The organism is Treponema sp. JC4, from assembly GCF_000260795.1.
In the GTDB taxonomy this organism is placed as follows: domain Bacteria; phylum Spirochaetota; class Spirochaetia; order Treponematales; family Treponemataceae; genus Treponema_D.
The window spans coordinates 1-21,542 of sequence record NZ_AJGU01000013.1; the positions used below are offsets into that span (position 1 = coordinate 1).

General features: G+C 40.2%; 16 protein-coding genes and 3 tRNA genes. 11 read left to right on the plus strand and 8 right to left on the minus strand.

Going from position 1 to position 21,542, the window contains the following annotated elements; translation table 11 throughout:
- The first annotated feature begins 141 nt into the window (after window positions 1–141).
- Window positions 142–558 (plus strand): FHIPEP family type III secretion protein, encoded by a 417-nt coding sequence (locus MSI_RS15135; RefSeq protein ID WP_009105204.1) that lies wholly within the window; start codon window positions 142–144, stop codon window positions 556–558.
- Between the two features lie 43 nt (window positions 559–601).
- Window positions 602–1,225: an FHIPEP family type III secretion protein gene (locus MSI_RS15140; protein ID WP_081481362.1), complete on the plus strand. Its 624-nt coding sequence runs from the start codon at window positions 602–604 to the stop codon at window positions 1,223–1,225.
- A gap of 49 nt (window positions 1,226–1,274) precedes the next feature.
- On the opposite strand, the gene MSI_RS06985 is transcribed toward MSI_RS15140, so the two are convergent.
- On the minus strand, window positions 1,275–1,760 hold the full coding sequence (locus MSI_RS06985) for a hypothetical protein (RefSeq protein ID WP_009105209.1): 486 nt from the start codon (window positions 1,758–1,760) through the stop codon (window positions 1,275–1,277).
- Window positions 1,761–1,942: 182 nt separating this feature from the next.
- Here MSI_RS06985 and MSI_RS06990 point away from each other — a divergent pair, with 182 nt between their 5' ends.
- Entirely contained in the window at window positions 1,943–3,106 is a 1,164-nt protein-coding gene (locus MSI_RS06990) for a hypothetical protein (protein ID WP_009105211.1), read from the plus strand.
- An 11-nt stretch (window positions 3,107–3,117) separates the two neighbouring features.
- Complete coding sequence (locus MSI_RS06995) at window positions 3,118–3,858, plus strand: metallophosphoesterase (RefSeq protein WP_009105213.1); 741 nt, start codon at window positions 3,118–3,120, stop codon at window positions 3,856–3,858.
- A gap of 1,549 nt (window positions 3,859–5,407) precedes the next feature.
- Here MSI_RS06995 and MSI_RS07005 read toward each other — a convergent pair.
- From MSI_RS07005 to MSI_RS07020, 4 genes are all read right to left on the minus strand, one after another.
- Complete coding sequence (locus tag MSI_RS07005) at window positions 5,408–6,766, minus strand: site-specific integrase (protein WP_009105215.1); 1,359 nt, start codon at window positions 6,764–6,766, stop codon at window positions 5,408–5,410.
- A 225-nt stretch (window positions 6,767–6,991) separates the two neighbouring features.
- Window positions 6,992–7,066, minus strand: a tRNA-Arg gene (locus tag MSI_RS07010).
- Window positions 7,067–7,097: 31 nt separating this feature from the next.
- Window positions 7,098–7,182 (minus strand) — tRNA-Ser (locus tag MSI_RS07015).
- Between the two features lie 31 nt (window positions 7,183–7,213).
- Window positions 7,214–7,299, minus strand: a tRNA-Ser gene (locus MSI_RS07020).
- A 170-nt stretch (window positions 7,300–7,469) separates the two neighbouring features.
- Between MSI_RS07020 and MSI_RS07025 the strand changes: the two genes are divergently transcribed.
- From MSI_RS07025 to MSI_RS07040, 4 genes are all read left to right on the plus strand, one after another.
- Entirely contained in the window at window positions 7,470–8,060 is a 591-nt protein-coding gene (locus MSI_RS07025) for a hypothetical protein (protein ID WP_009105216.1), read from the plus strand.
- 120 nt (window positions 8,061–8,180) lie between these two features.
- Window positions 8,181–9,515: an SH3 domain-containing protein gene (locus tag MSI_RS07030; protein WP_009105218.1), complete on the plus strand. Its 1,335-nt coding sequence runs from the start codon at window positions 8,181–8,183 to the stop codon at window positions 9,513–9,515.
- Window positions 9,516–9,537: 22 nt separating this feature from the next.
- A complete protein-coding gene (locus MSI_RS07035; protein WP_009105220.1) occupies window positions 9,538–11,520 on the plus strand; it encodes an ABC-F family ATP-binding cassette domain-containing protein in 1,983 nt (660 codons plus the stop codon).
- 16 nt (window positions 11,521–11,536) lie between these two features.
- Window positions 11,537–12,316 carry an SAM-dependent methyltransferase gene (locus MSI_RS07040; RefSeq protein ID WP_009105222.1) on the plus strand — a complete coding sequence of 260 codons (780 nt, stop codon included), beginning with the start codon at window positions 11,537–11,539 and terminating at the stop codon, window positions 12,314–12,316.
- A gap of 183 nt (window positions 12,317–12,499) precedes the next feature.
- Here the strand turns inward: MSI_RS07040 and gltX are convergent, their stop codons facing one another.
- A complete protein-coding gene (gene gltX, locus MSI_RS07045) occupies window positions 12,500–14,077 on the minus strand; it encodes a glutamate--tRNA ligase (protein WP_009105224.1) in 1,578 nt (525 codons plus the stop codon).
- Between the two features lie 144 nt (window positions 14,078–14,221).
- Between gltX and pta the strand changes: the two genes are divergently transcribed.
- A complete protein-coding gene (gene pta, locus MSI_RS07050; protein ID WP_009105227.1) occupies window positions 14,222–15,253 on the plus strand; it encodes a phosphate acetyltransferase in 1,032 nt (343 codons plus the stop codon).
- Window positions 15,254–15,425: 172 nt separating this feature from the next.
- Here the strand turns inward: pta and MSI_RS07055 are convergent, their stop codons facing one another.
- Entirely contained in the window at window positions 15,426–17,555 is a 2,130-nt protein-coding gene (locus MSI_RS07055; RefSeq protein ID WP_009105229.1) for a SpoIIE family protein phosphatase, read from the minus strand.
- 118 nt (window positions 17,556–17,673) lie between these two features.
- Between MSI_RS07055 and MSI_RS07060 the strand changes: the two genes are divergently transcribed.
- Window positions 17,674–18,330, plus strand: a complete 657-nt coding sequence (locus MSI_RS07060) for a lactate utilization protein (protein WP_009105231.1) — start codon at window positions 17,674–17,676, stop codon at window positions 18,328–18,330.
- A 165-nt stretch (window positions 18,331–18,495) separates the two neighbouring features.
- On the opposite strand, the gene MSI_RS07065 is transcribed toward MSI_RS07060, so the two are convergent.
- Window positions 18,496–19,905, minus strand: coding sequence for an OmpP1/FadL family transporter (locus tag MSI_RS07065; protein WP_009105232.1), 1,410 nt, complete (start codon window positions 19,903–19,905; stop codon window positions 18,496–18,498).
- A 343-nt stretch (window positions 19,906–20,248) separates the two neighbouring features.
- On the opposite strand from MSI_RS07065, the gene MSI_RS07070 reads away from it, so the two are divergent.
- Window positions 20,249–21,529, plus strand: coding sequence for an O-acetylhomoserine aminocarboxypropyltransferase/cysteine synthase family protein (locus tag MSI_RS07070; protein WP_009105235.1), 1,281 nt, complete (start codon window positions 20,249–20,251; stop codon window positions 21,527–21,529).
- The last annotated feature ends 13 nt before the right edge of the window (window positions 21,530–21,542 follow it).

Below are 21,542 nucleotides of genomic sequence, written 5' to 3' on the forward strand. Positions count from 1 at the left end.
ACATACAATGAATTCTTGAGAAATCCAAGAATGCTCGAACAAATTATAGATAATCCAAGGCGAAAAACAGATTGGAATTTTAGGATGAAAAAACAAAAGTATCATAAAGAATATTTCAGAAACATAAGGGAGTTATAAATTATGAAAGTCAGAAATTATGATAATGAAATTTATAAGCGATTTCGTGAAGAATTACCAGATATTTTGGAACTGCGTTTTGGTTCTGCATTACGCCCTCTCATAGAAGGTGAATCACCTTTATTCCGGGAAATTAATTATCTTCGTAATTGGATTCATGCAGAGCTAGGATTTATTTTACCAAAGATTAGAATAAGAGATTGGCTTGCCCTTAATCCTAATGAGTATGTAATTTTAATAAATGGGTTTGAAGTGGCGCGTTATGGAGAAATGGGAATTAATGATTATATGTGTATAAATACTACAGATATGATAAAAAAAGAAATTGCAGGGACAAAAACTAAAGACCCTGCTTTTGACTTGGATGCTATTATTATTACAAAAGGACAGAAAAAGAAGCTGAAGAACTTGGATACGTAGTTTATGAAATACGCGAAATAATAAATTTTCATTTTATGCAGTAATCAAAAAAAATATTACAAGATTGTTAACTCAAAGTATTGTTAATTCTCTTATAAATAAAGTTCGTGAAATGAATCCCGATGTAGTAAATGATGTGTTTATTGAACATAATTTTACGAAATCAAAATTAAAGATTATTCTAAATTTTCTACTTGAAGAAGGAGTTTCTATTAAAAATACGGCTTCAATTCTTGAAACAATTGCAGATAATCTTGATGAAACAAATAAACTTGTAACACTGATGGAAAAAATTCGCGAAAAACAAGCTCACAGTATTTTATCAGGTCTCGCTGACGAAAATAAAACCATTCATATTATAAAACTCTCAGACTCTATTACAAAGATGCTGAATAAAGCTATCTATTACCCAGAGACACAAACTGAGTTACCGTATTTTTTATTAAAGAAACAAAAATATAACAAACTTCGCAAGAAACTATATCTCGCAAGAGAATTATCTTTAAAAAAGAATACAATTCCTGTTTGTATGATAAACAGGAATTTAAGAACCGCATTTTACAATTCGTTTAAGTTATATTTCTATTATTTACCTTGCATCTCAGACAAAGAAATCCGTGAAGCTGGGAATAATTTTACGATTAAGACAGAATATACTTTAGGTTAAATAATATAGTAAATAATTATTTTACCTTTTGTAAAATGATAGTCCGTCATTAATCATCCGGCATTTCTGGATTCTTTGGATGAAAATGTTTTTTGTGCTTAATTGTACAGTTGAAGATCTCAAAATCATCAAAGCAGATTCCTTTATACGTGTCATCATGCTTAAACCAGCCCGTAGTTAAATCCATTTTTACAGTAATCAACCTGTCACATTTATTGAATTCAGCAACAAGTTTTGAAAAATCATTAAACAGATTCCACGGATGCATATATAAATACCTGATTTTAGAGAAGTTATCTATTGGATGTTCAAATGGTTTTTCATTATCGTAAAAAGGATCATTAAAAATAAGTTCCATTACACAGGTCAAATCATGCCAGGGTTTTCCGTCTTCATAATCATAACAGAGAATCGTCTGCAGGTTTTCAAACATGCTGTAAGTGATAACATTCTGACTTTCATCATCAAGAGGAATACCTGAGATTTTTACACCGTATTCATTTCGTAAACGTTCCATCTTATTGTATGAGTCCATAAATGCCTCCTAGATTTGATTTGTTATCATTCTAGCAGTCTAGTCTGTCATTTGATGTTATAGTAATTTTTTTTAATCTAGTATGTCATTAAATGACAGAGTTATTTTGTAGAATAAGTTATGTTTGATTATTTTGAAAATCCTGAAAGGCAGGATGTCAGATTTTTATACGGAGGTTTTGTATGTTCATTAATTCAACTGATAAGCGGGAAATGAAATATTTCATCCGCAAGGAAGAAGCTGACGCAAAATTTGAATGGACAAAAGAAAAGGTTCAAAAATTCAGAGAATTGAATGACGTTCTTACAAAAATGCAAAGTCAGCTGATTGAACAGATGATGCATATTTTTGAAACCTTTTCCTGTTTTGAAAAAGAAGGTTTGTCTTTTTTGCACGGTTTTAAAATCACCGGCACTTATGCTTTTGAAAAGGAAATTCTTTCTAAATATGATTCTATAGAAGATATGACAGCAGAAGAAAAAGAGGAATATGAATTGTGGGATAACATAGGCTATCTTGCTTCTAAGGAACTTAATTTATGGCAACTGATTTTTGATTCAGGGGCCGGCGATTTCCTTCCTCTTTCAAAGGTGAGAATAATGCAGTCTTTTGATTCCTGGCATTTTTCGCTGCCTTCTGAGGAAGAAGATTTTTCTGTCTGCAGTTATCTGTATCATTTTCTTAAATATAACGGGACTATAAGCCTGGAAGATTTTCTGAAGTGTACGGAAAAGGATTTTTATCCGTATGTTCAGGTAACTCTTAACTGTCCTGTTTCGGAGTTCAGGAGTTATCCTTTTTATCATCTGAGGGATGATATGATAGCTGACATTCTGGAAAAGAGAGCTTTAACAATTAATGCTTTTGACTGGAGCCAAGAAAACATACAGAAAATTATGGATGTTAATTCCTGGGTATGGAAAAAGACAGATGAATTGAAATCTTATCTGGCCTTTCTTTCAAAGGCTCTGCAGAAAGCTGCTCGGACTGATCCTTTTTTTGAGAATTGGGATATTGACGGGCACATCGAATATCAGGGTAGCGGTGCAACAGATATTGCCTCGTTTGAAATGCAAAGGCTTATGAGCGAAAGGGCGGATTTTAATCATTACACTCTACGTTGCAGCAGTGACCGACCTGAGATTGATGATTCTATGCATGACTCGGAGGAGAATCTAAACTGGAACTTTGAAGTTTATAAAGAACATTTTACAGAGGAACAGCAAAAGGTTTTGTTTCATTATTTTATGCACGTGGTTTTCATAGATGACTGGATGTATTCTCTTAATGATGTCATCAGAATGCGCGAAGAAGATTTTAAGGTATGTCTTTCGATTGATTTTTAGGAGAAGGTTTTATGATTTACATAACCGGCGATACTCATAATACAATAGATATGTCTAATGCCTCTTCTAAAAATATTAAGTTATGCTGTAAAAAGCAGAACAAGGATTATCACGACATAACAACTCTTATCGTTCTAGGGGATTTTGGGCTTCCTTGGTATGACTGCCCGGTTGATGAAAATGGTATTCATCCGACTGACCCGACAGAAAAATATCTTCTTAAATGGTATAAAAATAAGTCTTTTACAATTCTTTCTGTTATGGGGAATCATGATAATTATAATATGATTGAAAAACTTCCAGAAGTTGAAATGTTTGGCAACAAGGTTTTGAAAGTCTGTGATAATGTTTTCTATCTCAATCGCGGAGAAGTCTACACCATTGAGGATAAAAAGTTTTTAGTGCTGGGTGGTGCAAAAAGCGATGATAAGGCTTATCGTGTACCGTACGAATCCTGGTGGCCGCAGGAAGAATGGACTGAAGTCGAAAAAACAGAATGTGAAAAGAGAATCCAAGATTCTGGATGCCAGTTTGATTATGTGCTTTCTCATACGGGAACTTCAAAAGCAATAGCCTGCTTTAATTCCTCATTCTCAACTTCTGATGATTCAACAGTTGTTTTTAATGATTATATTTATTCAATGATTTCCTATAAGAAATGGTTCTTTGGTCACTGGCATTCTGATTGGGGATTTGAAAATTATGAAAACAGCAAGTTCATTCCACTTTATCACAGAGGAATTGTGGTATAAACAGGAGCAAAAATGGCACCGACTACTATTGAACAATGAATAACTTACTTATGATTTGGATATTGTTGAAGATAGATTAAATAAATATTTACATGATTAAATTCCCCCATGCCCCCTTTATTAGCTACGCTTTAATGAGTTGTTTATAAAAAATAGCAAAACCTGTATCTTCCCCAAGAATGAAAATAATGCGTTGTTTGCAACGCATAAAAAGGCTATGCGTTGCGTAAGCGTTGCTGTATTTGGGCATCTTTGATTATCTTTCAAAACCTTTGAGTGTTTTTGAGTGGCTATTTTATTTAAATTTTTTAAAACAACGCTTTTAAAAGAAAAAATCTTATTTTTTTAAAATAAGATTTATATATATTTAAAAACAACGTATATATGCATATATGCGTTGCTTGAATTTAATGTTACAGAATTAAATTTTTTAGGCAATATTATTGACCGCCGCGTGCGCTCCCCCTGCGAGTTTTGAAAAAAAAATGTTTATGTAAAACATAAAAGGCGAATATATTATTTAGCTAACATTTGTTGATTTCCCCCGTGCCCCCTGTATGCGCTACGCTAAAATGCGTTCTCTTGAAAAAAGTGAAAAATCGACATCTTTCGCAGGAATGCAAATAATGCGTATGTAAGCAACACGTTAAAAGTGTTAGACGTTGCAAAAGCGTTGCTGTTTTTGGTTATCTATGATTATCTTTCAAAACTTTTGAGTATTTTTGAGTCGCTATTTTATTTAAATTTTCTTTAACAACGCATTAAAAAAGAAAATTAAATATATTTTAAATTATATTTAAAATATATTTATAAATAACGCATATTAATTAATATGCGTTGCTTATATTTAAATTAACAAAATGAAATTATTTAAGCAGTTTTAAAGACCGCCGCGCGCGCTCTCCCCGCGGTTTATTTTTTTTATGGCGGACATAGGTGGATTGTCATTTTTTTAAAATCTATATTTTGTCTGAACTTTTGGTGCTATATCATTATCGAGAGTAAGGCGCGGCGGGAGCACAATGATGTGCGACCAGAGCGCCGACAGCGAAGCTGCGTAAAATGACACGAACACTTTTTTAAGATAAATATTTATCAGGTAGGGGCGGCAACATGGACGTTGCCGCCTTGCTGATTGAGTACGGGGGTGACGCTTGCGGCAGCCCTGTGCGAATGAGGCAATATTTTATCACACATATTACGATTACCCATAAGCCGCCTTTGCTAGGTACCCCAGAGCAACTTAAAACGGCAGGACAACTGCAAGTTGAGTAAAAGGGTGCCCCCTTGCCCCCCCAAGAGCGGTTCAATAGCTTACCTAATTTTTTACGAAAGGGGAAAAGGGGGATGCCCCGCGGCGGGGGGAAAGGGGGAACGCTTTTGCGTGCCTGCCGTTTTAAGTTGCGACCTCGCGGAGGGGACGCTTTCACTTTCAGAAAAACTACCGCGCGAACTCACTGTACCTGGCGGCTTAAACAAAAAGATTGCTTACAACAACAATGGGGGCACACTCAGATGCAGTGGGAATACACGGTATAGGCAGGCCAATTTATGCACTTAGAATGTTGTCCCAGGTAACCTGCATTATGTTACGCATATTCTCAAGCTTTTCCTGAGTTTCGTGATTTGAATAATGCTTTGACATGTCTTCACTTCTGTGGCCCATTACTGCTTGTACGGTTTTAAGGTCTGCTCTCTGCCCCAGAATTGTTGCACAGAAGTGACGCAAGCTGTGGAATACAATGTTCCGCTCTTTTCTCTGTTCTTGACTTACCCCGATCTTTTCCAGTGCTTCGTAAAGTCCATCTACGTAATATGATGGCCAGTACGGTTGTTCTGGCTTAACAGGTGAGAAGAATACATAGCTTAAATCGCTGAACTGAGGATTAGTCTTTGCCTGTGCATAAAGCTGAACCAGTGTCTGATGGTCAATTGGCAAATCTCTTTTGTCTGAGTTTTTTGGTAGTTTTAAGCCGTCAACATCACTCCAGCTGTGACGGACGTGGATAAGGTCTGATTCAAGATCTAGATCACAAACTCTTAATCCGCTTATTTCACCGGCACGAAGTCCACAGAATGCTCCAAGTTTGAAAGCAAGTTTATATGCATTGTTGCTCCAGTCAACTTTCAGAAGCTGTCTTACTTCTGATTCTGTCGGGATGCCTCTTTCCAGTTCTTCAGCGTTGAATCGTTCTACACCTGCCATCGGATTAGACTCAATTCTTTTGTTATCATAGAGCCAGCGCATACAGCGGCTACCGCAGTTTATTGCTTTGTTTACGGTTCCGCCTTTTAGTTCCTTTTCTGAATGCAGGTAGAAAAAGAAATCGTCTAAGTCTGTACGGTCTAATTCCTGGATTGTGATGTCATCTCCAAAATACGGCTGCCAGTAATTACGTACAAGTCCAAGCATCATGTCTGTATGTCGTTTTGTCATGCTGTGTCCATAGGCTAGATGACGCTTTATAAATTCAGATTTTTCAAAATTCCAGAATTCCAGTAGATACGGGATTAGTTTGATACTTGCAGGTCTGGCAGCTTTTTTCTGTGGTTTTTGTAAAGTTTTTTCTTCGCCTGATGGCGTGACTGTTTCTGCCTTTGCGTCTGAAATGTTCAGGTTGAATTTCTTTGTAAGTAATGCAATTAGTTCTAGAGCTTCTTGTTTTTCAAGTCTACTTGCAATATTCAGAATGTCTACGGATGTTTTGTCTGATGCTGCGTTGAATTTTCGTGAATTGCTTCGGGCGTTGGGTACACTGTTTTTCAGCCATTCGGATGCCATAACAGCTGCTTCGATTTTGTCTTTTGTGTGAGTGCTTTTACCTACACTGAGAGCACCAGTTTTCGGGTCTACAAAAATAACTTTGTAGTAACCACTGTTGTTTCTTGAAAGATAGAATTGACGCATAAAACCTCCTGAAGACATAACTTGACTTCATGACTTTCTGCTCCGTCCAGTACAACGATTTGTATTAACATTAGTACAATCGTTAGTACAATCGACGGTGAAAGTGATTGGTTTTAACGCCCATTCCAAACAGGTAGGGAAGTTAAAAAATTCTCAAATTGTTTAAAAGCTTATAACATAAGGATTTAAACAAAAAAAGGTTCATCGACAGATGAACCTTGACTTTGAGACTGACACGATTCGAACGTGCGACCCCCACCTCCGCAGGGTGGTGCTCTAATCCAGCTGAGCTACAATCTCATTCATAATGTGGGCAGCAGAGCTGCTTTCTCGGAAGCGACAGGAGTTGAACCTGCCCACCCCTTACGGAAGTGACGGATTAGCAATCCGTTGTATTACCGCTCTACCACGCTTCCAGTTGTAAACCGGAAAGTTTTCCAGTTTTATCGGAGCGAGAGGGATTCGAACCCCCGGTAACTTGCGCTACAACGGTTTTCAAGACCGCCCCAGTACGACCGCTTTGGTATCGCTCCAATAGGTAAGCAACACTATATGTTGTTTAGAAAAAATTGTCAATAGTAATTGCCTTAATATTGAAAAAAAACAGAAATTTTAACGAATTATTTGTCTTTTATTATCATTTTTACAAATATTTATTTGTCAGATACCTGATTTAACTATAGAATAGAAATGAGAGGTTTGTATGAAAAACTATAATTTAGCAATTTTTGGCGGAATTTCACTTTTAGGTCTTCTGGTTTTAATTTTTCCGACATTCTGGATAAATCTTGTTGTTTTTATTGTGGGACTCGGCGCAGTTGCATATGGCCTTTATAATCTTTTAGTTACCAAACGAGTATTTCAGGATTCAATGTACGAAACTGTAATCCTTGTAAAATCTGTATTCAGTATTGTTATTGGTTCTATTTCTGTAATTCTGCCGCTTGCTGTTGCAGATGCAATGTGGAAAACAATGATTTACGTGCTGATTGTATATCTTCTTCTTGCTGCTATCATTGGTTTCTATTCAGTTTCACTTTTAAAATCTACCGAAATTGACCGCAAACGCTTTGTTTTAGAAAATCTTTCTCTTTTGCTGCTTGCAGTAGCCCTCATCATAATTTCTCCAGAACGTCTTGGAATTTTTATTGTAAGACTTATAGGCCTTGCAGCCTTCATTCTTGGAATTTTTATGATTACAATTACTTTGATGTCTCAGAAAAACGTTGTAGATGCTGAGGTTGTTGAAGTTAGAGAAGGTGAAGAAGGCTCTACGGACTCTGAGGAAGAATAATTTTCCGTTTTCTTCTATCAACTGACATTCTTTTCAATATATGTTAATATTCAAAGGCATCGTAATCGGTGCCTTTTTTCTTTTGAGAAGGCATTTTTGAACAGGAGTTCAGTTCTAAATATGAAACGCTTTTTTTCATCATCATTAATAATCACAATTTTATTTTCAGCTTTAATTTTTACATCCTGCAAAGATAAGGTAATGGGCTGGTCGGTGGTTCTCTGGAATATTCCGGATAGCTCTCTTCAGAGCGGAGATGTCGTGCCGGTTTACATCAAGTCAAATATTTCTCACGTTTATGTAATCGGTCTGGAAGATGGAAAAAAGATTGAAGTTCCTCTCTGGCAGCTTACAGAACCTCTTTCAAAGAAAAAAAATCTGAAATCTAAAGCCCGCTATGAAGAATATGCCCACACTTATGCTTCTGTAAAACTTGACGGACTTCCTTGCCGTGCTGAACCTGTTAATACTGCAAAGCAGGTTTACCGCCTTCGCAAGGGTGAAGTTATCAAAATCCTTTATAAAGGAAAGGGTCAGGTTGTAATGGCAGGAAAAACGGCGCTGGAAGGTGACTGGTTCCGCATTCTTACAAAAGACGGAACTCAGGGCTGGTGTTTTTCTTACAATCTTAATCTTTACGAAACAGATGCTAGTGGTAATCAGATTGGCGGAGAAGTGATTGCTGAAGAAGAGACAGAAGATGTGCTCTTTACCGAAATCTCTCAGAAGACCTGGTATCCTGATTATTTTGATACGATGATTAAGTCAAATAATATTGATTTGGCCCGCATGCATCCTTCTTTCAATTTCAGAATTGATACAGAAAACAAAAAGGTAAGTCTTAACACCAAAGATATTCACGAAAACTGGGAATATAAGGGCTACACAAAAAATGATGACCGTGAATTTGCCCTTACAGACATTCCAGTGGTAATTATTTCGCGCCGTTCTAACTTTATCGTTCTACGCTATACTGGCGAAGACGGAAAGCCTCAGGAACTTGATTTTGTTACAATTGATGCTGATTTGAATGAAATTATCGAAAACGAGCGTACCCGCCGTTCATGGTCATATCTCCAGATCTGGTCACGAGGTCCTGTTTACACAAGTACAAACTACGGTAAACTTGTTTTTGATGAAGACGGTTCCTTCCACTGGTCTAATTTCCGCCTGCTTGTACCTTCTGTAATTAAATCTACTGCAAAGAATGCGGGAACAGCACAGGTAAAATACACAATTTCAAAATCCCTTGCACAGAATTATGACGGTGTTGTTACTCTCAAATTTAACGGAATGAATGAGGAAGTAAACTTCCTTTACCGTCTGGAAGATGACGGCTTGCGTCTGGAAGATGCTACAAGTGCAAAAATGGACGGAAATCAGATTAAGGAAAGAAGCGCCAGCCCGATTATTGTTTACTTTAAGCGCCAGTCTTCTTCGGGCTCAGATCAATAGTTTTTAGAATACAGGATTTTTTATGGCTTTTGTTCAATTTTCTAAGGTGTCGCTGGCCTTCGGTGACCGCGATATTCTTAAAGATGTTACTATAAACCTTCAGACTGGAAGCAAGGTTGCCCTTACAGGTGCAAACGGTGCCGGAAAGTCTACCCTTATAAAAGTTCTTGCGGGACTTGTTCAGCCGGACAGCGGTACCCGCGCAGTTCAGAAAGACAGCCGAATTGCTTATCTTCCACAGAGCGGACTTACCCACCACGGATGCAGTCTTCGTGAAGAAGCCGACAAGGCATTTGAATTCGGCTACGAAATGCAGCGCCAGATTGATGAAATTGGCGAGCAGATGGCGGAAAATCCATCGAACACAAATCTTGCAGTTAGACAGGCGGATCTGATTCAGGCTCTTGAAGAAAGCGGATGGCACCGCCGCGAAGCAGCTGCAGAAAGCGTTCTTTTAGGTCTTGGTTTTTCCCGCGCTGATTTTGACAAGCGTACAGAAGAATTTTCCGGCGGATGGCAGATGCGTATTGCTCTTGCCAAGGCTCTTATGCAGAATCCTGATATTCTGCTTCTGGACGAACCTACCAACTACCTTGATATTGAAGCCCGCAACTGGCTGGAAGGCTTTTTGAAAGACTTTCGCGGCGGATTTTTGCTTGTCAGCCACGACCGCTACTTCCTTGACGTAACAATCAACGAAGTTTACGAGCTTTTTGGCGGTGACCTCAAGCGCTACCCGGGAAACTTTACCCACTACGAAAAAGTCCGCGAAGTTGAACTAAAAACCCTGATTGCTGAATACGAACAGCAGCAGCAGGAAATCAATAAACTTGAAGAATTCATCAACCGCTTTGGCGCTAAGGCAACTAAGGCGGCTCAGGCTCAGGAATATCAGAAGCGCCTTGAAAAAATGGTTCGCATCGAAATCCCTGAATCGCTTAAAAAGATACATTTCAGCTTTCCGCCAGCTCCACACGCAGGAAAACTTGTTTACCGCATGAACTCAATCTGTAAAAGCTATGACGGCAGCCACAATGTTCTGGACAATCTTGAACTCCAGCTTGAAAACGGCGACCGCCTTGTAGTTGCAGGTCGTAACGGCGCGGGTAAGTCTACTCTTCTTAGAATTATTGCAGAACAGGACAGCGATTTTACCGGCGAGGTAATTCCTGGTGCCGGTGTAAAAATCGGTTACTTCAGCCAGGATAATGCCGAAACAATCAAAGGAAAACAGACAATTCTTGAATATCTTGAAGGCGAAGCTCCTCTTGAGCTGGTTCCAAAACTGCGTGACATGCTGGGTGCCTTCCTTTTCCGCGGCGACGACGTTTACAAGAGCCTTGATGTACTTTCCGGTGGTGAAAAGGCGCGAATTGCCCTGCTTCAGCTTTTGCTCAGCCCTGTAAACCTTCTTGTCCTCGACGAACCGACAAACCACCTGGACATTCACAGTAAGGACGTCCTCCTCGAAGCCCTTAAATCTTTTGGAGGCACCGTTGTTTTTGTAAGCCACGACCGCGGATTTATCGAGCAGCTTGCCACCCGCGTTCTTGAGCTGACTCCCGGCCACTTCCGCACCTTCCCAGGCAACTACGAGTTTTATATGGAACAGATTGCTAAGGAAGAGGGAAATGAGGATGCACAATCGCAAGCTTTTGCGAAGCAAAAGGTTGGTGCTTCCGTTAGTGCCACCAGCGTTGGTGGTAAAGTTACGACGGAAGCCGGCCCCTCGCGTCCCGAAACTTCAAACGGCCGCTTGTCTTACGAAGAGCAGAAACGTCAGGAAGCCGACCGCCGTAAAAAAGAAAAGCTGGTTGCCAAAATAGAAGCAGAAATTGAAGCTCTTGAAGGCGAAAAATCCGAACTGGAAGCTAAAATGGCAGACCCTGCTGTATATTCCAACGGTGAAAAAGCAAAAGCCGTTCAGCGTGAACTGGACGAAGTAAACTCCCAGATAGACGCTAAAACTGCCGAATGGGAATCTGCCAGCGAAGCTTTAATGTAATTTTATAGAGGATAATATGGAAAATAATCAGAAGGAAAAATCAGAAAAACAGGATTATAATCACGAATTTCCTCTTCCAGAATTGCAGAAGGCCCTCTACCTTATTCCTGTAACTCTTGGCGACACCCCCATTATGCAGGTTTTGCCGGGCTACAATCACGATGTAATTGTTGGAATAAAGCACTTTATTGTAGAAAATATCCGTTCGGCACGCCGCTTTCTTAAAAAGGTCGAAAAATCAATTGATATAGATGAACTCACTTTTTACGAACTCAACCGTCACACAGACCGCAAGTTCATCAGCGAATACTTAAAACCGCTCAGCGAAGGAAAACCCGTTGGAATCATCAGCGAGGCAGGCTGTCCTGCAATAGCTGACCCGGGGGCAGATGTAGTTGCAATCGCCCAGCAGAAAAATTTCCGCGTAGTTCCTCTTGTTGGCCCTTCTTCAATCATCATGTCTGTTATGGGAAGCGGCTTTAATGGTCAGAGCTTTGCCTTCAACGGTTATCTTCCTGTTGAAACTCCACAGAGAATTAAGGCCCTTAAAAAACTGGAAACTAAAATCTACAACGAAGATCAGACTCAGAGTTTTATAGAAACTCCTTATCGAAATGCCAAAATGATTGATACAATTTTGCAGGCGCTTAAGCCTCAGACAAAACTTTGTATTGCAGCGGGAATTACAACCCCTGACGAATACATAAAAACTCTTACAGTCGAACAGTGGAAAAAACAGAAGGATAAAATCCCGGAATTGAATAAAATTCCGGCAATCTTTGTTTTATATAAGTAAGGTTAAATAAAAAAAGAAAATGCGTAGCGTGGGTTCGTGATTTGCGGAGTTTAGAATGCGGGAAGTAAAAGGCTGCTGTAAGCAGGCTTTTACTTATAAATAATTTCTAATCCGCATTCTCGGCGGAGCAAATTACGGTTCCACGCGGGAGCATTTTCTTGTATTTGGCACTTGTTTGTATAACTACAAAGTTGCCAGTGTTCGTTCAATACGTGCCAAAGATTTTTCTTTGCCTAAAACTGCAATTGAACCAATAAGTGGTGGAGAAACGCGGCTTCCTGTTACGGCCATACGAACTGGCATCATAAAGTCGCCGAGTTTAATTCCAAGTTCTTCTGCTTTTGCCTTAGCAAAGGCTTCTGCGCCTTCGTGGTCAAGTTCAAATACTTTAGAAACAAACTCTTTTGCATTTTCCAGAACTTCTTTTGTTTTTGCAGCGTCGAGTTTTTTAGGAATAATCTGCTCTGCAGGTGGAACTGCAGGTTCAGTAAACATAAAGTGAACCATTTCTGCTGCTTCTGTAAGGAACTTAAGACGTTCCTGAATAAGAGGCATAAGTCCCATCAAAGTTTTCTTTACGTCAGCAGAAGACATATTCATAGATTTGTCTACGCAGTATGGTTCGCCGTCTTCGCCAAGTGCAACGCCAGAGAATTCTGGACCAACATTTGGTTTTGGCTGTGGGTTTTCCGGGTTGATTTCCAGAGTTGCATCGCCAGTACCGGTGATGAATGGAAGAGTCCATTTGTAGAGTTCTTCTGTAGAAAGCTGGCGGATGTAGTTTGCGTTGAAGTATTCAAGCTTTTTGTAGTCGAATACAGCTGGTGCCTTGTTCAAATGCTCCAGTTTGAATGCCTTTGCAAGTTCTTCAAGAGTATAGAATTCTTTTCCTTCTTCGTAAGAACAACCAAGCATTGCAACGTAGTTTACAATTGCCTGTGGAAGATATCCGCGTGCACGGAATTCGTTCAAAGAAGTTGAACCGTGACGTTTAGAAAGTTTTTTACCGTCTGAACCGTTTACCATTGGAAGGTGGCAGAATTCAGGGTGTTCCCAGCCGAATGAGCGGTACATCTGAACATGGAGTGGAGTAGAAGGAATCCATTCCTGAGCGCGCATTACATGGCTGATTTCCATCAGGTGGTCATCTACGATGTTTGCAAGGTGGTATGTTGGGAATCCATCTGACTTCAAGAGAACAGGATCCGGAGAAATATCTTCATTTTTCCAAACGATGTCGCCAAGAAGGTGGTCGTGGAATTTTGTTTCGCCTTCCATTGGAACCTTAAGACGGATAACGTATGGTTTTCCTGCATCAAGATTAGCCTTTACTTCTTCTGGAGTAAGGTGACGGCAGTTGCGGTCGTAACCTGGTGCCATCTTGTTTTCTGTCTGAATCTTACGAATGCGGTCAAGGCGCTCTGCATCACAGAAGCAGTAGTAAGCTTCGCCGTTTTCAATAAGCTTCATAGCATATTTTTTGTAAAGTTCAAAACGTTCACTCTGAACATAAGGACCAAAATCTCCGCCTTTAGCTCCGCCTTCGTCCCATTCAATTCCAAGCCATGCCATTGTGTCATAAAGGTTCTGAACATATTTTTCGTCATAGCGTGTGCGGTCTGTGTCTTCAAGACGAAGAATAAATTTTCCGTTCTGAGAACGTGCAAACAAATAATTAAAAAGTGCTGTGCGAACGCCACCAATGTGCTGCATACCAGTTGGAGATGGTGCGTATCTTACACGAACTTCTTTCTCTGACATATAAAACCTCTAAAAAATTATTTTCTTCTATAAAAAGTGTTATGTTATTTTAATGAAAAGAATGATTCTTCGCAACGATATTGAAAAATGCAAATCATAGTTATATTCTATTAATGTAATAATTTTTATATAGAGGTAAATATAATGGCATTTGTTGACGAATTGCTTAAGAAGGCAAAAGCTGCAAACAAAACAATCGTTCTTTGCGAAGGTGAAGATAAACGTGTTGTAGAAGCAGCTTCAAAGATCGTAAAAGACGGAATTGCAAAAATCATTTTGATTGGAAGCGATGAAGATATTAAGGCTAGCGGTTCTAACGCTGATTTGAGCGGTGTTACAATCGTAGATCCTGCTAAAGATTCAAATGCAGACAAATATGCAGAGCTCTTGTTCAAGGCTCGTGAAGGAAAAATCAACAAAAAAACTGGTGCTCCAGAATATGCTGACGTTGCTGCTGCTAAAGCTGCAATTCTTAAAGATCACACAATGTACGGTGCTTTGATTTTGAAAGCTGGCGATGCAGACGGATTTGTTTCTGGTGCATGCCACTCAACAGCAAATACACTCCGCCCAGGTCTTCAGGTTATTAAAACTGCTCCTGGCTTCAAGACAGTTTCTTCTTGTTTCATCATGGTTGCTCCAGAAGGTGGAAACGCTTACGTTCCAGAGGGAGTTGCAGTATTTGGTGACTGTGCTATCAACATTGAACCAAGTGCAGAAGAACTCTGCGACATCGCTTTGGCATCTGCTGATACAGCAAAGAAGATTGCAGGAATTGAACCACGCGTTGCAATGCTTTCTTTCTCTACAAAGGGTTCAGGAAACGATGCAAAATTCTACGACACAGTTTCTAAAGTTCAGAAGGCTACAGAACTTGCAAAAGCTGCAAAACCAGAACTTGCATTGGACGGAGAATTCCAGTTCGACGCTGCAGTTGCTCCAGAAGTAGGAGAACTCAAGGCACCAGGAAGCAAAGTTGCAGGTCACGCAAATACTTTCATCTTCCCTAACATCAACGCTGGTAACATTGGATATAAAATCTGTCAGCGCATGGGCGGCTGGATGGCAATCGGCCCAGTATGCCAGGGCTTTGCAAAACCTTTGAACGACCTTAGCCGCGGTTGTAACGTAGACGATATTGTAGCGACAGTTGCAGTTACTGCACTTCAGGCTTAATTTATACAAAAAACTGGCGAGAGGGAGTAAAACGCAGGGCGAAAACACTCTGAGTGTTGTGACCGCGAGAGCGGTCAATTCTATAGTTTCTTTGCAACACTCAGCGTGTAGCGCGATATCGCGCGGTTTCGTACTGTGTTTTGCGACCGTAAGCCAGTTTTTTTATTTAAACTTAATCACTATCTAATGCTTCAAGGAAGTCTTTGCTGTCTTCGCGCTTAAGCACCATAATCGTTATATCATCTTTGCGGTCTGCTTCAGCAACAAAGAATTTTACAGCGTAGGCAAGTTCATCAACAATGCGGTGAGCGCTCTTTGTGTGGTTATCCCGTAAAATCTGCATAATTCGTTCACGGCCAAAAAGTTCATGCTGAAGATTTTCTGCTTCAGTAAGACCATCGGTATAGCAGACAAGAATATCATCTTTATCCATCTGGCAGCTTACATCACGGAATTTTACTTCCACGTTAAACATTCCGATTGCGCCTTTCTGTTCACCGCCCTCATCACCGGCAAGTTCAATACAAATATCATCTTTTGCACGATAAAGAATAGGGCGAGGGTGACCGGCATTAGCAAAATCAATAGTGCAGGCATCATCTTCATTGAATTCCCTGAAGCGCATCATAATACCGGTCATGTAATTATCAATTGCGCCCTTTGCAACAATCAGATCATGATTAACATCCAGAAGACACTTTGAAATCGGTACATCATAAAAACGGTTTTTCTGGAAGGCATTATAAACAATACTTTTAGAAAGCATTGTTACAAGACTGGCGGCAACACCATGGCCGGAAACATCAAAAAGACTGATACCGTCAAGGGTTGTTCCCAAGCCGTAAAAATCAAAAAAGTCGCCCGAAACTTCACTCAGAGGATCATAAGAAACCGCAATATCCCAACCCTTGTAGCTTTTTCGGGGAGTCTGGAAAAGTCTCTGCTGAACAACCGAAGCCATCTGTAAATCAATATTAGAACGATGGATTCTGTCCATAAGACGTTCATTTGCAACGTGAAGGTTTTCAGTCTGTTTTCTAACTTCTTCCTGAAGATTTTTATTCAGGTATTCATTTGAAATAAGGGCTTTTGCGTGATTATGCGACAGAATAAAGATATAGCTGATAATATTTATCTGCCAGCCGAAGAAGCTGAAGAAAGGAATGGTAGTAATTCCGATTATTCCGCGTACAATAATATCGGCGAGAATGGAAAGTGCAAAAGGAGTAAGACAAATTGTAATTGTAAGAGCCCGCTTTTTGAATTTAGGAATCATAAAGCCGCGGACTACATAGTAAATTACAAGAGCAATATGGAAGCTGGTAAGACAAAGTTCCAGTTTGCAGATAGACATAAGATCATCATAATTTCTTGTACTCATAAGGATTGCAATTTGAAAACAGAGAATAACAGCTCTTATTACCTCAATTAAAGGTTTTTTAGGTAGGGCAATATAATTTCTGGCAAAAGCAACCCATAAGACAAAATTTACAATTCCCGTAAAGCAGAGATTTGTACGGTAAAATTTATAGAAAGGAATGTTCCAGGATTCATAAAAAGGCATGATAGGAACATAAAGGGTTGCACAGAAGAAGATTGTACAAAGGTTCAGAAGAGAGAACCACAAATATTCAGGCTTATGCTTGTGAAGTATAAAAAGGAAGAAGTAGAGGAGCATTGCCGCAAACATTCCGCCCATAAAGAAGGTATAAATAAAGGTGTTCCAGTAGGATTTTCTTTTTTCTGTGTGTTTAACCCAGCTTTGCTCTGCAATAAAAGCTTTTCCTGAAATTTCACCCTTTCCGTGACTGTAGACCTGAATTAGAATTGTGTTTTTTCCTTCCTGATTTACAGCTTCTTTAGGAAAATAATAGGCATGAGAAAGATAGAGAGGGGTACTTTCTCGCGGAGGAAATCTTCCGTAGGAACCGGCAAAGTGTCCGTTAATCCAGACCTTGTCTGCAAAATGAAGATAGGTGATAAAAAGTCCTAAATCGGTGTCTTTTAATTCTTCAGGAATTGTGAATTCAGCTTTAAGCCATACGTAATGCCCTTTAAGGCCGATGAGCTTGCAGATGTTTTGTTTTCCAAATTTAAGAGGGCGTCTGATGGTTGCCATTTCCTCTTCAGACGGATAATTGGGATAGTCAATAAGTCCCCAGGTGAATCGGTCGGCCAGGTTCAGTTCATGAGATGATTGTGTGAATTTTTCATTGTTTACACTCGACATCACAATAAAGCTGGCAGTAATAATAGAAAGAATGATGTAAAGTATGCCTATGGAAAACCTGAATTTTTTCATAAATGCAACTTTAAAATTATAACATAACTTTCTAAAATTTGAAAAATAATTTACTTGGGCTCTCCTACTTTTGTGTTATAATACCCTTGCATATTAATATTTTTATAAGGGCGTTTTTATGGCAACACCAAAAGAATCATTTTATGAAGTTCAGGCTTCAACAATCATTAAAAACCTTGCAAAACGCAAGATGGAAGGCTACTACTGCGCAAATGTAGAAGAGGCAAAAGCAAAACTGGCAGAACTTCTTGCCCGCACTGAGGACGGCTCGCCTGCAAAAAAATCAGTAGCATACGGCGGTTCGATGACTCTGGATCAGAATGGATTTAAGGATGCCGCAAAAGCTGCAGGACATGAACTGATTGTCCGCGAAGATTACAAAAGTCCTGAAGAAATAAAAGAACTTAAGGCAAAAACTGTAAATGCTGATGCCTTTTTGATGAGTACAAATGCCATTACTCTGGATGGTGAACTTATTAATATTGATGGCCGCGGAAACCGTGTGAGCTTTTTGATTTACGGCCCTGAAAGTGTAATTGTGATTGCAGGAATGAATAAGGTTGTTACAAATGTTGAAGACGGTATCCGCCGCGTACGAAACGTTGCTACACCGCCTAACTGCATCCGCCTTGACTGCAAGACCCCTTGTGCCGTTACAGGCAAATGCGGCGAGTGCTTCGGCGACTCAATCTGCTGCCAGTTCGTAGTAACAAGAATGAGCCGCGTTCCTAATAGAATTAAAGTTATTTTAGTTGGGGAAGAACTGGGCTATTAGGAGGGGGAAGTCTCCCCCTGCGCGCACACTTCGTTGTGCGCTACCCTCTCTGCGGGCTCAGACGCCGCCCGCAACGCCCGCTTTGAACAACTTTTTAACGGATAACGCCGTCGCTCCCTAGATTTCGTACTACGCTTTGTGACCGGGAGCCAACTTTTAACTTGATTAGAATAACTTAAGTGTTGCTCCTACCGAGAACATGAACAATTTCTTGCTCAAATCGATATCGTAATTTTCTCCATTTTTTGAAACAGTATAGCTTGTATCAAAGTATTTAACCCATGTACCGCCGGCAGTAATTGTGAGAATCTTGATAGGTTTGATTTCTGCACCAAAGCCAATCTGGAAGCTGTCGAGAATCGGGTTGAATACGTTGTTTGCTGTGCTTGTCGTTCCCTGCTTTCCGTAAGCAAGACCTGCACTTACAAGTACGAAATCATTGATTGTGTAGTCAGCACCTGCAGCAATTTCAAAAGAATCATCATAAGAGTTTGTTCCGATTACTGTGTCGCAGTCAGCTGATTTGTTGAAATAGTAGTTGAAGCTTGCGCTTACATAGAGTGGGTCGATTACGCGGTAACCTACACCAAGGTTCAGGGCTGTTGGAAGGTCTGAGTGGAAAGTAGTGTCTTCTGTAATTCCGCTGTCACCAATCTGACCAGCAATTGTCTTTCCTGTAACTTCATTTACCTTATAGTTCATGATTGTTTTTACCTGAAGCTGAGCAGCGATATCGAGTTTTTCAAAAAGGCGAACGTGTGCACCGAATACTGGGCTTACACCAAAAGCGAAGGATTTACAGCCAACTTCGTTACCTTCTCCACCACTAATTGCGTTGAAATAATCACTTGTAAGAGTAAGTTTCTGATCTCCCTGTAAAAAGCGGATTGCGGCTGAAAGAGACACAAGGTCAAAAAGATTGTAAGCAAGACCAATCTGTTCGCCATATGTGATAGATGTGATTGTAAGGGAATGATCAGCTGCAGTAGCAGCAAGAAGTTTTGCAGCAGCACCAGCCTCCTTAGCAAGTCCTCCATAATATGCAGCAGAGACTGTATCTCCAGCAACAGCATAACTTTCAGCAGCAGCCTTAGCTGCAATTGCACTGTCCAAATAAGGCTTAGCTTTATCCATAAAAGCCAATGCAGTTACGCTTGTTCCTTCTGAATATTCAAGTTTTCCACCGCCGGCATAAATACCAAAGTTTCCGAAGAAGGCAAAATTATTCCATTTGTAAACGATATCAATATTTGGATAGAACCAGACTGTTGTTTCATCATTGTATTTTGTACCATCTTTTAAGTAAATGTTACCGTCAGAACCTTTTACATCTGTTGCCAGAGTATTTGCATACTCTTTGATAATGAACTGGTCACCAACTTCAATGTGAAGTCCGTTTTCCATAAAGCCGGTTCCGGCAATATTATAGAAAGAAGCTTCCGGGCGAGCGGCCTCTACGTTGCGGCTTGGGTTACGGAGGTAACCTGTGCTCATGTTTGTTTTGTTTTCAATTCCGCCTGCAAAAGCGAAAGCGGCTGTAAGTGCTCCTGCTAAAAATGCAATTGATTTTTTCATAGTTTTCCCTTTAATCAGATAAAAATAGATTGTTATTATGACATTTATTGTCTTTATGTCATTATGACAAATAATAGTGAATTTGTCATAATGAAGTCAAGTATATGAAAAATCGAAAATGCTTTCGCGTGGAACCGTGCTTTGCTACGCCAGCTTTTCGCTCGCCGCAAGCTACGCTTGCTCTGTAGGCTTATTTACGCGTTATGTTTCCCTTATCGCGAAAAAAGCTTCGCAAATCACGAACCCACGCTACGCATTTTCTAATCTTCCAAGTCTTTCTATAGTATTGTGAAAATACTTAATTCTCTTTAATATAATTAAAAAAAGAATACGAGGCACATTCATGGAACAGTCTATCAATACAAAATGCGTTCAGGCAGGCTACACACCTAAAAACGGAGAGCCGCGCCAGATTCCTATCGTTCAGTCTACAACTTTTAAGTATGACACCAGCGAGGACATGGGAAAACTCTTTGACCTTGAAGCAAGCGGATATTTTTATTCACGCCTTCAGAACCCGACAAATGATTATGTGGCAGCTAAGATTGCCGCACTGGAAGGGGGCGCTGCTGCAATGCTTACTTCGAGCGGACAGGCTGCAAACTTTTTTGCCCTCTTCAACATCTGCGAGGCAGGAAGCCACATCGTAGCATCCTCTTCGATTTACGGCGGAACCTTCAACCTGATTGCCGTAACCCTCAAAAAAATGGGAATTGATTCAACTTTTGTTTCACCGGATGCCAGCGAAGAAGAATTGAACAAGGCTTTCCAGCGCAACACACGTGCCGTTTTTGGCGAGACAATTGCTAACCCGGCTTTGACTGTACTTGATATCGAAAAATTTGCTAAAGTTGCCCACGAGCACGGAGTTCCTCTTATCGTAGACAACACTTTCCCTACTCCTGTAAACTGCCGTCCTATTGAATGGGGTGCAGATATCGTAACTCACTCAACTACAAAATACATGGACGGTCACGGAGCCGCAGTCGGCGGTTGTGTCGTAGACAGCGGAAAATTCGACTGGATGGCTCATGCCGACAAGTTCCCTGGCCTCTGTACACCGGATGAAAGCTACCACGGAATTACTTATGCAGAAAAGTTCGGACAGGCCGGCGCTTTCATCACAAAGGCAACTGCCCAGCTTATGCGTGATTTGGGTTGTGTTCAGTCACCTCAGTCGGCATTTATTTTGAACCTTGGATTGGAATCTCTTCATGTACGCATGCCTCGCCACGTAGAAAATGGACAGGCAGTTGCAGAATTCCTGGAAAAGCAGCCTCAGGTTGCAAGCGTAAGCTACCCGACCCTGCCTTCGAACAAATATTACAAGCTTGCCCAGAAATATCTTCCTAACGGCGGCTGTGGTGTAGTAAGTTTTGAATTGAAGGGCGGACGTGCCGCAGCAGAAAAATTTATGAAGAATCTCAAGCTTGCAGCAATCGAAACTCACGTTGCAGATGCAAGAACCTGCTGTCTGAACCCGGCAACTTCAACTCACCGCCAGATGACTGACGAACAGCTGGAAGCAGCAGGAATCCCGGCTGGTCTTGTAAGAATGAGCTGCGGCCTTGAAGACAAAAACGATTTAATTGCAGATATTAAAAACGCACTTGCAGCAATTTAAGGCAAGTTGAAAG

Coding starts and splice junctions, on each gene's coding strand:
- MSI_RS15135 (WP_009105204.1), top strand. CDS start 142: ATGAAAGTCAGAAATTATGATAATGAAATTTATAAGCGATTTCGTGAA.
- MSI_RS06985 (WP_009105209.1), bottom strand. CDS start 1,760: ATGGACTCATACAATAAGATGGAACGTTTACGAAATGAATACGGTGTA.
- MSI_RS06990 (WP_009105211.1), top strand. CDS start 1,943: ATGTTCATTAATTCAACTGATAAGCGGGAAATGAAATATTTCATCCGC.
- MSI_RS06995 (WP_009105213.1), top strand. CDS start 3,118: ATGATTTACATAACCGGCGATACTCATAATACAATAGATATGTCTAAT.
- MSI_RS07005 (WP_009105215.1), bottom strand. CDS start 6,766: ATGCGTCAATTCTATCTTTCAAGAAACAACAGTGGTTACTACAAAGTT.
- MSI_RS07025 (WP_009105216.1), top strand. CDS start 7,470: ATGAAAAACTATAATTTAGCAATTTTTGGCGGAATTTCACTTTTAGGT.
- MSI_RS07030 (WP_009105218.1), top strand. CDS start 8,181: ATGAAACGCTTTTTTTCATCATCATTAATAATCACAATTTTATTTTCA.
- MSI_RS07035 (WP_009105220.1), top strand. CDS start 9,538: ATGGCTTTTGTTCAATTTTCTAAGGTGTCGCTGGCCTTCGGTGACCGC.
- MSI_RS07040 (WP_009105222.1), top strand. CDS start 11,537: ATGGAAAATAATCAGAAGGAAAAATCAGAAAAACAGGATTATAATCAC.
- gltX (WP_009105224.1), bottom strand. CDS start 14,077: ATGTCAGAGAAAGAAGTTCGTGTAAGATACGCACCATCTCCAACTGGT.
- pta (WP_009105227.1), top strand. CDS start 14,222: ATGGCATTTGTTGACGAATTGCTTAAGAAGGCAAAAGCTGCAAACAAA.
- MSI_RS07055 (WP_009105229.1), bottom strand. CDS start 17,555: ATGAAAAAATTCAGGTTTTCCATAGGCATACTTTACATCATTCTTTCT.
- MSI_RS07060 (WP_009105231.1), top strand. CDS start 17,674: ATGGCAACACCAAAAGAATCATTTTATGAAGTTCAGGCTTCAACAATC.
- MSI_RS07065 (WP_009105232.1), bottom strand. CDS start 19,905: ATGAAAAAATCAATTGCATTTTTAGCAGGAGCACTTACAGCCGCTTTC.
- MSI_RS07070 (WP_009105235.1), top strand. CDS start 20,249: ATGGAACAGTCTATCAATACAAAATGCGTTCAGGCAGGCTACACACCT.